This window comes from Flavobacterium sp. 9R (assembly GCF_902506345.1).
In the GTDB taxonomy this organism is placed as follows: domain Bacteria; phylum Bacteroidota; class Bacteroidia; order Flavobacteriales; family Flavobacteriaceae; genus Flavobacterium.
The window spans coordinates 3,412,105-3,429,228 of sequence record NZ_LR733413.1 but is presented as its reverse complement, the minus strand read 5'-3'; the positions used below and the strand labels follow the sequence as shown (position 1 = coordinate 3,429,228).

The window sequence follows — 17,124 nt, the reverse complement described above, 5'->3', positions numbered from 1 at the left end:
ACTAGAATTTACAGTTGCAATGCCTGTATTTGAAGAGGACCAAGATCCTCCTGTTTGAGTTGAAGCAAAAGTAGTAGTCAATCCAACACAAACATTTTGTGTGCCTGATAATGTGCCTGCAACTGGTTCTGTAGTAACAGTAATTATACCTGCCAATGATGAAGCGTTACATGGTGCTGTTTGACCAATTGTACTAACATTATAGGTTCCTGTTGCTGATGGTATACCAGTTATAGTAACTGTTTTTGCTGCTGCATTTTTTGTCGCAGTCAACCCCATTGGCAAACTAGTCACATTAACATCTGTAGCACTACCTCCCCATGTGTAAACAGTACTAGTAATTGCTGTTCCTGCACATACTGCTTGACTTTGGTTACCATTTGATAAAACAAGAGTTGGCGCTAAAATAAAACTAACATCATCTACATTAGTTGACGCACCACTAAAGTTAAATCCTAATACGTTTCCAGATCCTCCAGTTTGATAAGAGGTATTCGCTGAATTAAAAGCATTAACTAAAGGAGTAATCTTTCTATTAGGCGCACTAGCTGTTCTTGTGGGATCTAAATACAAAGCCTGAGCATCGACACTATAGGTACCATTACTGATTGTTCCAACTATTCTTCCTGTTATGGTGATGGTAACATAACCATCTTTTGGTATGTTATACCCACCCACAATAGGATTGTTTGCAGTACCTGTATTGATTAATGCTCCGGCAGGACCAGCTGCTCCCAAACTATAAACCGAAGTAGCCGTATCATATTCAATACCTGTTGGAAATTTAAAATCCAATTGAACATTTCCAGCATTACCACTACCTGTATTTTTTATTTCAACTTCGTAGGAAAATGTTCCATTTACCTGGTTACAAACCGTTGAAACTAATGATGTAACTTTTGTTTCTAAGTTTGGTAGACATGAATTATTTAAATTCAAACTTGGTGGAAGATCTGTTGCTGCTACATATGTAGACACATAACCTAATTCACCATCTATTGCGCCATGATTGATACCCGCACCTGCATTTGCTTTTCCAGCGGCTCCACCAACAACGTTAGTATTAATAGTTACTGCACCAACAACATTATGTCTAATGATACCTCCTCCGCCTCCGCCTCCTGGACCGTGTTCATTAGTATCATCATTTTCAGAATTACCACCGTTACCACCTCTAGCCTCAATTGTTATTGTAGCAGTACTTGAATTGGCAATATTTAAAAAAACAGAACCTCCTGCTCCCCCTCCTCCTGCTCCATCAGGAGCGCTACCATAAGCCCCTGGAGCACCGTTACCTCCATTAGAAAAAATTGAACCGTTCCCTTGGATAGCTCCTGCATTAACAATAATAATTGCACCACCAACACCACCTTTAACACCATTAAGAGCGTTATTAGCATCTCCGGCACCGCCTCCACCGCCCATGATCAATCTATCGATCTCTGGTGTTGGTGTTATAAACGATTTAAATCCAGGGCGACCGCCACCTGTAAGAGGAAAGACATCTCCTCCACCACGTTGCCAGCCTCTTCCTCCTAAACCGCCATTTCCACCATTACCGCCGCCGCCGCCGCCAGCATTATGATCATTACCACCACCACCAGCATTTGCAGGTGCCCCACGTCCTGAAGAACCGTTAGGCATTCCCTCAAGCACATTATCAACTTGATTAAAACCATCCCACATAAACCTAGGTGTACCCGCAATACCCTCACCTTTACCTGAGATTATGTTACTAGTAGATAATCCTACATATGTACTTTGATTATTAGCTCCTGAAGTTTGGATTGGGCTATATCCACCTCTAAAACCTCTAGCATTACCATTTATTGTAAAACCATTAAAATTAAAAGTACCTGAAACATTAAAGGCAATAACACCACCACATACCCCATTAAATGGAGGAGTTGTCACATTAGCAGTTAATGTTAAATTAGAATATTGGGGAACTCTGACTATTTGAAAAGTCTTTTTACCAGAAGTTGTAGTAGCTGCAGCATTTACATAAGAATTCAACAGTCCATTTCCTGTTCCAGATCCAACAAAAGTTAAATTTCCTCCTGCTAAAGGAACATTATTAGTAGCAACCACATACTCATAAAGCCCCGTATTACCAATATTTGTGAACCCAGTACCTCCCAAAAAGTCAGTTCCAGTATTGGGAAATCCAGAGCCATAAGTATTATCATTTGTTGCATTTATCGAAGCATCTTGCATTTGAATAATCAACAACAAATCACCTGAATTAATTTGCAAAGTTCCAAAGCTATTCCCATAAGGATCAGTTGGTGGAACTGCACCAAGACTAACAGTTTTTTGGCCAGCCGCCAAAGAGATGTTAGTCGTAATTGGAAAATAAGTATTTATAGAACTTGAGATTAGTATAGGACCATCTGCACCAGGTGTCCCACAAACTTGACCAAAGCTACTTAATTGAGAAAGTAAAAAAAATATAGAGAAAACCGATATTTTTTTTATACTAAAGTTGAATAACCTAAAAGAAGTAAAGTTAAATAGAGTAGAGTTTTTTATCATAAATAAATAGCGATTCAAATGTATTCCAAGATATTTTTTTAGGATTTTTAGCACATATTCAATAAAGTTGAACTTGTATAAAACACTTTGCGTATAATCCGCAAGACAAAAGTATTTATACGTAGAACAAGTACTACAAAAAAATATTAATAATAAAGGCAAAATTAATAGTATTTTAATCATAACATAATAATATTAAGTATTTTATACAAAAAGTCGATGAAATGCACATATAAATCGATGAAATGCATAAATTGTAAAAAAGCGATTTCATTTTCTAAAAGATAAAATACAGATTTTATCGGTAAAATCAACAGTATCAGCAAGTTGTTACTTATTTTCTTGTTAATAAAAATTGAATAAAATGTGAAAAATAAAGAAATTAACTTTTCTTTATTCATTTACGTAAAATCCAATGTTTTAGATCTACTAGCTTATGACAAAAAACAAACCAATTAAAAAATGTAATGCCATAATTGGAGGTAAATAATTCTAATGAAAAAGTGAAGAATAGAAAAATAAAGAAGAGAAAGCCTCATAAGTCCAATGAATTCAATAGAAAATTCAAATAGACCATTTTACAAAAAACAAATAAAGGCTGTAAAACACATCCATATTAGTATTCCAATAAAATGAATTTGGCATCATCACAAAATTTAAAAATCTTGATTTTGGAAATGAATCCAAAAAATGGAAAAAATTAAAAATACTTCTTACTCAGTTTGCATAAAAAAAGGTTACCCGTAAGTAACCAATCTTGAACTATACTACAAAATAGTGTGTTTCTGTATTCTCAGTCTACGACAAATTATCAATTTCTTCTTGAACAATTTCCCAATCCAGTAAGAGTTGATCTAGTTCGTCTTTCTTTTTTGTATAGGCAATAAAAAAATTAGCATCCTCAATATGCTTATCATAATTAGAAGCCAACATTTTGTCATCATGCTGTATATCGGCCTCTAATTGTTTAATTTGACTCTCAATTTTACTTAACCTATTATGTAAAGCTTTATGTTTTTTTTGATCCTCATAGGACGCTTTAGACTTTGCATTATCTTTGGTCGAAGCTTGCTTGTCAACATCTTTCTTCTCAACTTCTCGCATGTTTTCTAAATTGCGTTGTTCCAAGAAAAAGTTAATATCTCCCAAATACTCTTTTATTTTTTGGTCTTTAAATTCATAGACAATATTAGACATCCCTTGCAAAAAATCACGGTCATGAGAAACCAATAACAAAGTACCACCAAATTTTTGCAGAGCCGCTTTTAAAACGTTTTTAGACTTGATATCAAGGTGATTTGTTGGCTCATCCATCAAAAGTACATTAATGGGCTGCAACAAAAGTTTACATAAAGCCAATCGGTTACGCTCTCCTCCAGAAAGCACTTTTACCTTTTTTTCAACATCATCTCCTCTGAATAAAAAAGCACCTAACATGTCGCGAACTTTCATTCTGTTCGTATCAGTCGCTGCATTTTCCATTGTTTGCAAAAGTGTAATCTCGCCATCTAAATATTCTGCTTGATTTTGCGCAAAATAACCCAACTGAACATTATGTCCTAGCTTTATATTCCCATCATATTTAAATTCATTTACAATGGCTTTAATAAAAGTTGATTTTCCTTGACCATTTTGCCCAACAAAAGCAATTTTACTTCCGCGCTCAACTAATAAATCAATATCTTTTAGAATTATCTTGTCGCCATATGCTTTAGTAACATTCTCTGCTTCAATTACAACCTTTCCAGGTTCTTTTGAAACAGGAAACGAAATACTCATCACTGAATTATCATCTTCATCAACCTCAATTCGTTCTACTTTATCAAGCTTTTTGATGAGTGATTGAGCCATCGAAGCTTTTGAAGCTTTAGCCCTAAACTTTTCTATTAACTTTTCAGTTTCTTCAATTTTTTTGGCCTGATTCTTTTGAGTTGCTAACTGTTTTTCACGAATTTCATGACGCAACTCTAAATATTGAGAGTAGGGTTTATTAAAATCATAAGCCTTACCTAAAGAAATTTCAATTGTCCTATTAGTGACATTATCCAAAAACATTTTATCGTGCGAAACAATTACCACTACACCAGGAAAGTTTCTTAAAAAACCTTCTAACCAAATAATACTTTCAATGTCTAAGTGATTTGTGGGCTCATCAAGCAAAAGAATATCATTAGATTGCAATAATAATTTAGCTAACTCAATTCGCATTCTCCAACCACCAGAAAAAGTATCGGTTTGATTGTCAAAAACTTCTCTCTTAAAACCAAGACCTAAAAGAATTTTTTCGGTATCGCCAACATAATTGTATCCACCTAAAAGTTCAAAACGATGGGTATAATCAGATAAATCTTCAATGATTTGCCCATACTCCTCGCTTTCATAATCAGTTCTAGTAACTAATTGATGATTGATTTCTTCTAACTTTTTTTCAACTATTTTAATCTCAGTAAATGCTTCATACGCTTCCTCAAGAACAGTTCGTCCCGCTTCAAAATCAATGTCTTGTCGAAGAAATCCCATGCGCACCTCTTTTTCCTGAGCGATGCTTCCAGAGTCTGGTGCAAAATCACGAGCTAAAATCTTCAGCATTGTTGACTTACCTGCTCCATTTTTACCAACTAGACCTACTCTATCGCCTGCACCCAAACGAAATGTAACCTCTTCAAACAAATAGGAACCACCAAAAGAAACCGATAAATTATGTATATTAAGCATAGATTGTGACTAATGTTACAGAGGTAGCAAACTAAAATTGTACCTTTGTTAAAATTTTTTGCAAATGTTAAAAAAAGGATCCAAACTAAATAGCATTTTAACAGGAACTTGTCCGAAATGTCAAAATGAAAGTATGTATGAGGACAAAAACCCTCTTAATTTGAGTAAAGTACTTAAAATGAATGAAACTTGCAGCCATTGCGGTTTAAGATATCAAATTGAACCTTCCTTTTTTTATGGATCGATGTATGTAAGTTATGCATTAAATGTAGCAGTAGGAGTTGCGACATTCATAGTATCCTACGTCTTTTTAGGAACAAGTATAAAAAACTCTTTTTTCGCCATATTAGGTTCCTTAATTATTTTATTCCCTTGGGTTTTACGATGGTCGAGAAACATTTACATCAATATGTTTGTGAGTTACGATCCATTGAACTCAAAGAAATAAACTACTTCCTAAATTTCTTAAGATATCTATACCAATTTATTTCATCAGATAAAGGCAACTGATGTTCAATATTATTATACAAAGCTTTAGCCATTGAAGGCCCTAACATAACTCCTCGTGTACCCAAACCATTTAAAATATGAAGCTGAGAATAGGTGTCATGTGTACCTACAAGAGGTCTTCGGTCACGAACAGTCGGTCTTACTCCAGCAAAATGCTCTATAACCTCAAATTCACAAGATATAATTTCTTTTATACGAGCAATTAATTCTTCTTTACCTTCATTTGTAGGCAAGTCTGTTTTATCCTTCCAATTATAGGTAGCCCCAACTTTAAAAAGACCATCTCCAAGAGGTAAAATAAATACGCTTGTATTTACGATTACATCAATACTGAGATTAGGAGCTTTGATAATGAATAATTCTCCTTTTGTTCCATCTAGTGGTAAAAAATTAAAGTAGGGATTTTGATGCAGTCCAAAACCCTCAGAAAAGATTACATGCTTTGCTTTAATGCCATTGTACGTAATCCCTTCCTCTAAAAAAACAATATCATCATACTTGAACTCTTTTTCAAACAATAAAGAACGACTAAGTAAATACCCACGATAATGTTTCAATAAAAGAGAGGTATCCACATAGCCCGTTTTAAGAACCTCACCATAACCAAAAGGAGCATCAATACCATTAAACTTATCAAAATTTAAGGTAGTTGATAAAAAGGGAGCCAATCCTTTTTTATCAGAAGCCAAAAACCAATTGTTTTGTTCTTCAATAGAGAAAAACTTTCGATATATAGGGAGCTTGTTATCAAAATCAACAGAAAACTTATTCCTCAATGAATTATAAAAGTCATCCATATCGCACAATTGACTACTAGCATCCCATACTTCTGTAAAACGCTTAAGGATAACTGGGTTGTACAAACCTCCAGCTATACGAGATGAATTTTGAGAATTGTTTTCAAAAACAACAACTTTTTTATTGTTATTCAAAGCTAAATCAGCAAAGGAAATCCCAGCTAAACCAGCACCAACAATCAAATAATCAATCATACTATAAAAATTTAATAAGATTAAAAACAAAAAACTCTTACTAAAAGTAAGAGTTTTTTCTATAATGAACTACATCAATTAATAGTTCCACATATCTTGTTCGAAATTACGAATCTTCTCTTTAATTCTTTCCGATTCAATAAGCTGATTTTGGGAATTATCTTTCATATAATCTTCAACCGCACGGTCTCCGTAGATGTTTTCCTCTTTATATACAACTGCATTAAAACGTCTTGAATTCAAGATTTGATCGAAAGAAATTGGCATTGAAGAATTCTTCTCATTAAAAGTTTTTGCTTCATGCAAAACCTCTCTTGATGCTGGGAAAAACACCCAGAACAATTCAATATAATCTTTTTCCTCACTGTTCATTGTGTAAACATCAGGAGTTACTGGACATATTCCAAGTAAACGGTACTTTAACTCACTCTGACGTTTATCAAAATACCAAAAACCTTTAATCTTATATTGACTAACATCTTGTGCAGATAAATCTTGTTTCAAGATATACTCCTCAGGAATACTCTTCGTTGGTCCAACTGTCTCATCAACATAAGTAACTGTTTTCTTTTTACCAGTACCAGTAACAACTTTTTTCTTTACTACTCTAGATCTGTATGCATCTGGGTCTTGATTTATCAATTCTCTACCAGCATCAGTTGTATCAATACGAGATAAAGAACCTTGTATATCTTTAAGCGATTTTTTAGTATTAAAATAACTGTCTGTATACACTTCGGTAATCTTACCTGACTTCATCGCTTTTGTTAAAACATCGTACAATGAACGTCTATCGTGTCCAATGTTAGCAGTATCAATAGGGAAATAAAGAGGGAAATTGATTTTTTCACTTAAATCAATTATTTCCCAAGTTGTTTTTCCCATCAGGATATCTCTATCATGAACATACCCATAAGCTAATGGTTTGTCATTATCTGAAATAAGTTGAGCTGCAGTCTTAAGTCCAATTTCACTAGGCTTTTTGGCATTCAAAAGATTGGATTGTGAAAACCCAGCTACACTACCTAATACAGTGACAATAGCTACTAAAAAAAATCTTACATTCATCATGGTGTCCTTATAAAATATTGGAGTAGTTTTTACAAACGTACTATTATTGTATTTCGTAAATTACTGGAGCTGTTCTTGGTAATAAATAACTACCAGCACCAACTAATTTAGTTTTAATTTCAGAAATCGTAACTTGATCTCCTCTTCCTGCTTTTGACAAAGCAGTAATACACTGTGAATTTAAACGGTTACCTGAAACTACAACTGTAGGTTGACCTGCAATTTTGAAGTTAAATCCAACAACATCCAAACCTACTTCAAAATCAAAATCAACTAATTTAGCACCTATTGTAGCAACTTGTAGATTTGATTTAGGTCCTTTTACAACACCCATTTCACCTCTAATAGTACCTGCTGGACCAGGAATACCTTTAATTCTATACACTTTCTTATCTGATGCCATTTTACCATCAGACATTTTTCCAGTAACATTAATAACGACCTCAGTACCTGTACCTGGACTCATGTTGTATTTACCGTTTCCAACTTTTGTTAAACCTGGAGCAGAAGCTACTACATCTTTATCAGAAATACCTGCAAAAGAGATAGACATTGGATTAACTACTCCACGATACACTACATTCATCTTATCTGCAGAAATAGTCGCAGAATTAGGTCTTGGTACCACTACATATTTACCTTCAAATTTCACAGGAATTGTTTTACCGTCTTCCAAGAATGTAAATTGACCGTTAATATTTTGCTCTCCAACTCCACCAGCTGTAATATCAACTTTTGCTTGTCCATTAACGATATTACCTGGTCTTCCATTTAAGTTAAAGGAAGTTGGTTTAGTGTTTTCGTCATAACGACCTAAAACTACTTTACCAGTTACCTTTTCACCTTGAAAATAAGCATTCTTATCTAATACAACAACACCTTGATAGTTACTGTAAGAAGCTGCTTCAACAGCTGCTTTTCCTAATGCAGAATTGTAAACATCACCCTCTACTTTTTTAACATCATTTTGCCAAGCTGATAATTTTGCAACAGAAGCTACAGCTGGAAAACCTTTAAAATGATATGATAGGTATTTTATTTTATTACCATCTTTATCTTTAACCTCACTTAAATCAAACTTTGCATCAACTTCTTTAGCAATTGCAGCATATTTTTTATCACCACCTAAAGCAGCTTTGATATCTGATTTATACTTTTCAATTTTAGCAATAATTTCATTTCCTTTTTTAGTGTATCCTTCACCAATAAACCAGTTATCAATGTTGTCACCTTTGTCCATATTTTCATATGGTAATTTGCCTGTTTCTGTATCTACAGTAAAACCTTTAAGAACATCAGTTTTTAAAGTAGCGATGTAAGCGTCAAATTCTTTTGTAATTACTTCTACTTTGTGAGCTGTAGCTGCAGCTGCAACGAAGTCTCCTTTTGCTTCAGCAGCCTTCGTGTCTAAAGACATCAATAAAGCTTGATTGTTTTGTGTAGAAGCAGCGTTTGCATTTTCAAATTTTTCATTCATCAATCCAAAAGCCGATAAAACTTCTTTGGACATATTCATTGCTAACATTGCGATGAAAACCAAGTACATTAGGTTAATCATCTTCTGTCTAGGGGTTAATTTTCCTCCTGCCATTTTTTCTAAATAATTAGTTTAATAAATAATAATTTTAGTCAAAAACTAATTATCCTTTGTTGTTCATTGCAGAAAGCATTCCTCCATAAACACTGTTTAATGAAGCAATATTTGCTGTCATTGAAGCCATTTGCTCTTTCAATTTACCAGCATTTTCAGCGATTTCTTTATTAGCTTCAGCGTTTCTTGAAGCACTTTCTAATTGAACTTTGTATAAACTATTTAATGATTCCATTTGAGCAGCAGCCATAGATAACTCTTCGCTGTATTTTTTTGTAGAAGCAATAGAATCAACTGTTGGAGAAATTGCTTTAGCAGCTCCTTCAAAGTTTTTGATACTATTCCCTAAGCTTGACATCAACTCAGAGTCAATTTTAGCTTCTTTCAACATTGCATCTAATTTTTGAGATAAAATCCCTTGAGCATCAACTTTCTCTTCTTTTTTAACTTGAGATTTAGCTTGACCATTAGCTAATTCTGGATAAACTAAAGTCCAGTCCAATTCGTCTTCAACAGGTTCGAATGCAGATAAAGCAAAAATTGCCGCCTCAACCAAAAGACCAATAGATAACATTAATGTTCCTGTTAATGGTCCTAATTCAAAGTGAGTAATTTTGAATAATGCTCCGATAATAACTACTGCCGCTCCCATACCGTAAGCGAAATTCATTGTTTTTTTGCTTAATAATGCCATAATAATTTGTTTTTAGGTTAATTTAAAATATTTAGATTTGGTTTAATTTATTTTCTTCCTTTTGTGGTACCTGTAACCTGAGTACCCATATAATCCTGAACAGTTCTAAATCCGATAAAACTTCTTGCTGAGTCAGCGTATTCAAAATCTCTAGTACTTACTTGCAAGAAATAAGCAACATCTTTCCAAGAACCTCCACGAACAACTTTACGTTTGTTAGAAGCATCAGAAACATTTGGATTCATAGTTGAAACATACTCAAATCCATTTGGATCGTAAGCGTCGTTAGTCCATTCAGAAACATTACCTGCCATATTGTATAGATTATATCCATTAGGCTCGTATGATTTTGCTTCTACAGTATACAATGCATTATCTGCAGCATAATCACCACGACTTGGTTTGAAGTTGGCTAAGAAACAACCTCTATCGTTTTTAGTGTAAGGGCCTCCCCAAGGGTAAGTTGCAGATTCCAGACCACCTCTTGCAGAGTACTCCCATTCAGCCTCTGTAGGCAAACGGAAAGAATTAATTAAATCACGTCCTTTTTGTTTTGATTTAATATACGTGTTTTTATTTTGAGTTCTCCAAGCACAAAATGCTTTTGCTTGAGTCCATTTCACACCAACTACTGGATATTCTCCATAAGCTTTGTGCCAAAAATAATCATTATGCATTGGCTCATTATAAGAATAAGCATAATCTTTAATCCACACAGTTGTATCTGGATACACACTAATCTCCTCTGTTCTAATGAAATCTTTTCTTGAACCACTTTTAGCTTTTGCTGCAGCTTGGATATCCATCCACGTGTATTTGTACTTCAATTTATTAACATCAATTGTTCTAAGACCGTTGTAGGATTGGTCTATTGGTAAATACATTGAGTCCATTACTTCAGCATAATACTCATCTGGGTATTTTTTTGTATCCTTAATTAGCTTAACCTTACGGTTCAACTTTCTTGTAGCGTATGGATCTTTTTCAGTACCTACACTATAATAATTATCATACATGTACTTATCGTAAGCAGTCATCTTGGTAGGATCGGAATCATTAAAAGCAAAATCTCCAATGCTTCCAGTATTTTTACCTTTGCCTCCAGAGGATTTTTGACCATTCATGTCCGCAAGAATTGCTAATCGAACTCTGATAGTTGAATCTTTTACCCATTCTACGAAAGAACGGTATTCACTATTCGTAATTTCGGTTTCGTCCATATAAAACGAACGTACGGTAACGGTTTTAGTTGGTGCATCGTCAATAGCGGCAATATCATGCTCTGATTTACCCATAATAAAAGAACCTCCTGGAACTAATGTCATTCCGTAAGGTTTTTCTGGGTGCCACTTACCTCCTTTAACACCTACTAATTCTCCTTTATCGCTTGATTTACCACAGCTTATTAACAAAGTCAAAAAAGCCGTAAACACAATGATTTTCTTCATATAAATTTGGGGGGTTAACTATTCATCTTTTAAAGTTTGTAAACCTATTTATTATTTTTTAAATAAACAATTTTTACAAGTAACAAATCCGTTTTTTTTTTAACTACTTTTAAACACTGTTTTTACGCTGTGCTTTCCACCATCTCTCGGGCAACTCTTGATTACAAGCAGCCAAATACTCTTCATAAGAACATGGTAACAACGTATTTCTTTTTAATTTATTATTCCCATTAGTCAAAAAAGGAATTTCTATCCACCACCTGTCCGTTTTATTACTTTTATAGAACACTAACTCTTCTTCTTCTAAAGGTACAATATACTTAAGGTAATTATCTTTACTTCCAAATGGATACTCTCCTGAACGAAACTGATAACCTTCAATAAAATACCATATAATTTGCGCAATTAAAACCGCCTCTTGAGCTGTACTCGTATGATTGAATATTCCAAATAAAGATACTTTATCACTTATTCCTGCATATCGAGACAAAGAACATATCTCCTTACCATTAAATCCATTCGGCGCGAAAATATTAAAATTTCCCGAATCTGAAGACTTTACAGAAGTTAAATCTAAACTTACCACATCAGCATCCCTAAAAACAGGCTCTGCGAGCGCAATATTATTCGAAATTTCTCCTAATCTATAGGCATCAAAGTATAATTTCTCTATAATATCGATCTCTTCTTGAGAGTTATAATAGGTCTGATAACCAATATTACAATAGTTAAATAGATTATTAGGAGAATCGATAACCATTTTTGTTAAATACGAAGTGCTTGATAAGCGATCCGTTTCTTTACCAAAATCAAACTTATTATCTATCGCAACCAAATTAACCATTTGTTCCAACTCGTCATAAGCTCTATAAAGCGCATAAGTTAGGTCTTGAGAACCACCAATAACAATTGGAACAATTCCTTTTTTAATCAAACTAGCTACTACTTTTTTAACAGCAAAATAAGTATCCATTGTTGAATTACCAGCTAAGATATCTCCCAAATCAGCGATTCCCATTTTCCAGTTGCCCACAAACAACCCATAGAGCGACTTACGAACTGAAGTTAAATCCACAACAGTCGCTACTCCTTCATCTCCTCTATTCTCAAGCACTCCAATCAAAGCGATTTTAACCTCACTTAAATCAGGAAACGCATCATCAGTATGCAATGCCATAACACCACCAATGTGCTGAGAAGACAATTGGTTTTTATAATCTACGATTTCATTATCTATAGGTACAAGAAAATCAAACTCCATAGTTTACTTTTTTTTAGCTACTGCTTTTTTAGCAGGTGTAGATTTCTTTGCTGTTGCCTTTTTTGCAGGAGCTTTTTTCGCAGGTGTTTTCTTTGCAATCATTTCCTGAACTTCGGCTAAAGTCAGTTTCGACGCATCAACATCTTTACTTAATTCGATTTTTATCTTACCTTTAGTAATAACTGAACGTCCCCAGCGTGCTTTCTCAACTAAAATTCCTTCGTCTTCCCAATTGTGAATGACTTTATCAATATTCTTTTGTAATTTATCCTCAATTAGAAACTCAATATCCGCTTGAGACAAATTATCAAAATCAAATTTTTTCGAAACATTTATAAAAATGCCATTCCATTTGATAAAAGGTCCAAATCTTCCAGTTCCTTTTTGTACACTTTCTCCTTTATAAACAGCAATAGGCGCATCGGCTAAAGCTTTTTCATCAATTAATTCTTGCGCACGTACCAAAGAAACATCCAATGGGTCTTCACCTCTTGGCAAAGAAATAAAAACTGCTCCGTGACGAACATAAGGTCCAAAACGTCCGTTACTTACTTCAACTTCTTCTCCTTTATAGGTACCTAAATTCTTTGGTAATAAAAATAAATTCAGCGCTTCTTCTAAGGTAATGTTTCCGATATTTTGTTCGTTACGCAAACTAGCAAACTTTTTGTCTTCATCTTCAGCATCTCCTATTTGAGCCATTGGTCCAAACTTACCCAAACGAACCGAAACTGGCTTTCCTGAAGCGGGGTCGGTTCCTAAAATACGTTCTCCACTTTCTCTATCAGCATTTGCCTCAACATCTTTTACATTAGGATGAAATTTATCGTAGAACTCTTGCATCATTTTAGCCCATTCGATGTTGCCCTCAGCAATCTCATCGAAATCTTGCTCCACTTTTGCAGTAAAATTATAATCCAAAATAGAACCAAAATTTTTCACCAAGAAATCGGTTACTATGGTTCCAATATCTGTAGGTACTAATTTTCCTTTATCAGAACCTGTATTTTCTTTTAATTCTTTTTCAGCTATTTTTCCAGCTTGAAGCGTAAGTTGTGTGTAATTACGCTCTTGCCCTTCTAGTGTTCCTTTTTCTACATAATTTCTATTAATAATCGTAGAAATTGTTGGCGCATAAGTAGACGGACGACCAATACCAAGTTCCTCTAATTTCTTCACCAAAGAAGCCTCTGTATATCTTGCAGAAGGTCGAGAATAACGTTCTGTTGCAGTAATGAATGAGTTGGCTAATGGCTCATTAACTTTCAAAGCAGGCAACATCCCTTCTTGCTCTTCCTCATCATCATCATGTCCTTCTAAATATACTTTTAGAAACCCTTCAAAAAGTAACACTTCTCCAGAAGCCACAAAAACCTCACTGTGATTATTCGCTTCAATTTTTACATTGGTACGCTCTAATTCGGCATCACTCATTTGAGAAGCCAAAGTTCTTTTCCAAATCAAATCGTACAAACGCGCTTGGTCTCTATCTACATTTACGGTATGCAAAGACATATCTGTTGGACGAATCGCCTCGTGTGCTTCTTGTGCTCCTTTGCTTTTATTAGCAAAAGTTCGTGGCTTAGAAAATTCTTTTCCGTAAGACTTTATGATTTCGGCTTGAGCCGCTTCCATCGCTTCTTTGGACAAATTCACACTGTCCGTTCTCATATAAGTAATCAATCCCGCCTCATACAAACGTTGCGCTAACTGCATCGTGATTCCAACTGGCAAATACAATTTACGAGCCGCTTCTTGTTGTAAAGTTGAAGTCGTAAAAGGTGCAGTAGGTGATTTTTTAGTTGGTTTCGTTTCTAAATCTGAAACCTTATATAAGGAGTTGGTATTTTTATTTAAAAAATCTTGCGCTTCTTGTTTCGTGGCAAAATTTTTAGGCAACTTTGCTTTGACCGTTTTTCCTGCTTCGTTGGTAAACTCGGCAACAACTGAATAACTAGCTGTTGGCGTAAAATTCTGAATTTCTCTTTCACGTTCAACAATCAAACGAACTGAAACAGATTGTACACGTCCCGCAGAAAGCCCTCCTTTGATTTTTCTCCAAAGTACTGGAGACAACTCATACCCTACTAATCGGTCCAAAACACGACGAGCCTGTTGAGCATTCACTAAATTATAGTCAATCTCACGAGGATTATCAATTGCTTTTAGAATAGCATTCTTAGTAATTTCATGAAAAACGATACGTTTGGTTTTTTTAGCATCTAATTTTAATTCTTCCGCCAAGTGCCAAGAAATGGCTTCTCCCTCGCGGTCCTCATCGCTTGCTAACCAAACCATTTCGGCATTCTTAGAAAGTGTTCTTAGTTTACTCACCAAAGCCTTTTTGTCCGAGGAAACTTCATACTTGGGTTTGAATCCATTTTCAACATCTACCCCTATTTCTTTTGAAGGCAAGTCGGCAATATGCCCATAACTTGACTCTACTTGAAACTCACTTCCTAGAAATTTTTCGATTGTTTTGGCCTTTGCAGGTGACTCCACTATTACTAAATTCTTTGCCATATCCCGTTTGTTTATGTCGGCAAAAGTATATGATTTTTTTAAATTTTAAGATTATTACACTTTAAAAGTAAATTTTATAGTTGAATTACATATTCCTAAAACTATCAAAAGTCCCATTTTGGAGGCTTTCAAAAAACAATAAAACTATTTTTTAGCTTAATCAAATAAATAAAAAACACTGTCAGTCATTCGTTCTTTATCCCATTAAATCTTGATTCACAACATTAAGAAAACTCTAAAAACAATGTTAATTCTTGATCTGACATCTTGTCATATTCGTTAATTTTCACTTATATTTGCGCTTTTAAAATTCCCATGGAAAAGATCATTGAAGAAAGCAAACAAGGTGAAAGCCTTGTTCTAGAAAACAAACCCGAAAACACCAAAAAGCTCTTTATAGAAAGTTACGGTTGCGCTATGAATTTTTCAGACAGCGAAGTAGTAGCTTCTATTTTATCGAGCAATGGCTACAACACCACTCAAAAACTAGAAGAAGCTGATTTAGTTTTAGTAAATACTTGTTCAATTAGAGACAAAGCCGAACAAACGATTAGAAAGCGATTAGAAAAATACAATGCTGTAAAACGAATCAATCCAAAAATGAAGGTTGGCGTTTTAGGATGTATGGCTGAACGTCTAAAAAATCAATTTTTAGAAGAAGAAAAAATCGTAGACTTGGTTGTTGGACCAGATGCATACAAAGACTTACCAAACTTACTAAATGAGGTTGAAGAAGGTCGTGACGCTATTAATGTAATTCTATCCAAAGAAGAAACTTATGGTGACATTGCTCCGGTTCGATTAATGAGTAATGGAGTTACTGCTTTAGTTTCTATAACACGTGGTTGTGACAATATGTGCACGTTTTGTGTTGTTCCATTTACTCGAGGTCGAGAAAGAAGTCGTGAACCTCAAAGTATAATGAATGAGATTCAAGAATTACAAAACAACGGATATAAAGAAGTTACTCTTTTAGGACAAAACGTAGACAGTTATTTATGGTATGGTGGCGGATTGAAAAAGGACTTTGTCAATGCTTCTGAAATGCAAAAAGCAACAGCTGTAGATTTTGACCAATTACTCGAAATGGTTGCTGTAGGATATCCAAAAATGAGAATTCGTTTTTCGACTTCCAATCCGCAAGACATGCACGAAAGTATTTTGCACGTAATAGCAAAATACCCAAACATTTGTAAACACATCCATTTACCTGTTCAATCTGGAAGCAACCGAATTCTAAAAGAAATGAATCGCTTGCATACTCGAGAAGAATATATGGCACTTATTGACAAAATCAATGCAATTATTCCAAATTGCGCTATCTCTCAGGACATGATTGCGGGATTCCCAACCGAAACCGAGCAAGACCATCAAGATACGTTAAGCTTGATGGAATATGTAAAATACAATTTTGGATACATGTATTCCTATTCAGAACGCCCCGGAACATTGGCTGGAAGAAAAATGGAAGACGACGTTCCAGAAGAAACCAAAGCTCGAAGACTTCAAGAAATTGTAGACTTGCAACAAAAACATGCTTGGTACAGAAGCGAGGAATTCATTGGACAGACGGTTGAAGTTTTAGTTGAAAAAATCTCAAAAAAATCAACCGAAGAATTCTCAGGAAGAAATTCACAAAGCATTACTGTTGTTTTTCCTAAAGAGAACTATAAAATAGGTGATTTTGTAAATGTAAAAATTACAAGTTGCACCAGCGGTACTTTAAAAGGAGAAGCAATTGGGCTAAGCGAGATGAATTAAGAAAAAGTTTAATAGTTTAAAAT

Annotated in this window: 11 protein-coding genes; 2 read left to right on the top strand and 9 right to left on the bottom strand. The window is 34.6% G+C overall.

The genetic code is table 11. The annotated features are described in order from the left end of the window. Both FLAVO9AF_RS15120 and FLAVO9AF_RS15115 read right to left on the bottom strand, forming a co-directional pair. Positions 1-2,535, bottom strand: a 2,535-nt coding sequence (locus FLAVO9AF_RS15120; protein WP_159690773.1) for a hypothetical protein, incomplete at its 3' end; no start/stop codon positions are given. A 798-nt stretch (positions 2,536-3,333) separates the two neighbouring features. After that, complete coding sequence (locus tag FLAVO9AF_RS15115) at positions 3,334-5,250, bottom strand: ABC-F family ATP-binding cassette domain-containing protein (RefSeq protein WP_159690770.1); 1,917 nt, start codon at positions 5,248-5,250, stop codon at positions 3,334-3,336. A gap of 64 nt (positions 5,251-5,314) precedes the next feature. Here FLAVO9AF_RS15115 and FLAVO9AF_RS15110 point away from each other — a divergent pair, with 64 nt between their 5' ends. Beyond that, positions 5,315-5,698 carry a DUF983 domain-containing protein gene (locus FLAVO9AF_RS15110; RefSeq protein WP_159690767.1) on the top strand — a complete coding sequence of 128 codons (384 nt, stop codon included), beginning with the start codon at positions 5,315-5,317 and terminating at the stop codon, positions 5,696-5,698. Between the two features lies 1 nt (position 5,699). Here the strand turns inward: FLAVO9AF_RS15110 and FLAVO9AF_RS15105 are convergent, their stop codons facing one another. From FLAVO9AF_RS15105 to topA, 7 genes are all read right to left on the bottom strand, one after another. Beyond that, positions 5,700-6,752: an FAD-binding oxidoreductase gene (locus FLAVO9AF_RS15105; RefSeq protein WP_159690764.1), complete on the bottom strand. Its 1,053-nt coding sequence runs from the start codon at positions 6,750-6,752 to the stop codon at positions 5,700-5,702. A gap of 78 nt (positions 6,753-6,830) precedes the next feature. After that, on the bottom strand, positions 6,831-7,820 hold the full coding sequence (gene gldN / locus FLAVO9AF_RS15100) for a gliding motility protein GldN (RefSeq protein ID WP_159691158.1): 990 nt from the start codon (positions 7,818-7,820) through the stop codon (positions 6,831-6,833). Positions 7,821-7,866: 46 nt separating this feature from the next. Beyond that, complete coding sequence (gene gldM / locus FLAVO9AF_RS15095) at positions 7,867-9,414, bottom strand: gliding motility protein GldM (protein ID WP_159690761.1); 1,548 nt, start codon at positions 9,412-9,414, stop codon at positions 7,867-7,869. A 49-nt stretch (positions 9,415-9,463) separates the two neighbouring features. Continuing rightward, positions 9,464-10,108 (bottom strand): gliding motility protein GldL, encoded by a 645-nt coding sequence (gene gldL / locus FLAVO9AF_RS15090; RefSeq protein WP_159690758.1) that lies wholly within the window; start codon positions 10,106-10,108, stop codon positions 9,464-9,466. A 47-nt stretch (positions 10,109-10,155) separates the two neighbouring features. Further along, positions 10,156-11,556 carry a gliding motility lipoprotein GldK gene (gene gldK / locus FLAVO9AF_RS15085; RefSeq protein ID WP_159690755.1) on the bottom strand — a complete coding sequence of 467 codons (1,401 nt, stop codon included), beginning with the start codon at positions 11,554-11,556 and terminating at the stop codon, positions 10,156-10,158. A gap of 109 nt (positions 11,557-11,665) precedes the next feature. Then, entirely contained in the window at positions 11,666-12,817 is a 1,152-nt protein-coding gene (locus FLAVO9AF_RS15080; RefSeq protein ID WP_159690752.1) for a formimidoylglutamase, read from the bottom strand. Positions 12,818-12,820: 3 nt separating this feature from the next. Further along, positions 12,821-15,340: a type I DNA topoisomerase gene (gene topA / locus FLAVO9AF_RS15075; RefSeq protein ID WP_159690749.1), complete on the bottom strand. Its 2,520-nt coding sequence runs from the start codon at positions 15,338-15,340 to the stop codon at positions 12,821-12,823. 315 nt (positions 15,341-15,655) lie between these two features. Between topA and miaB the strand changes: the two genes are divergently transcribed. Further along, positions 15,656-17,101, top strand: coding sequence for a tRNA (N6-isopentenyl adenosine(37)-C2)-methylthiotransferase MiaB (gene miaB / locus FLAVO9AF_RS15070; protein ID WP_159690746.1), 1,446 nt, complete (start codon positions 15,656-15,658; stop codon positions 17,099-17,101). Positions 17,102-17,124: the final 23 nt, after the last annotated feature.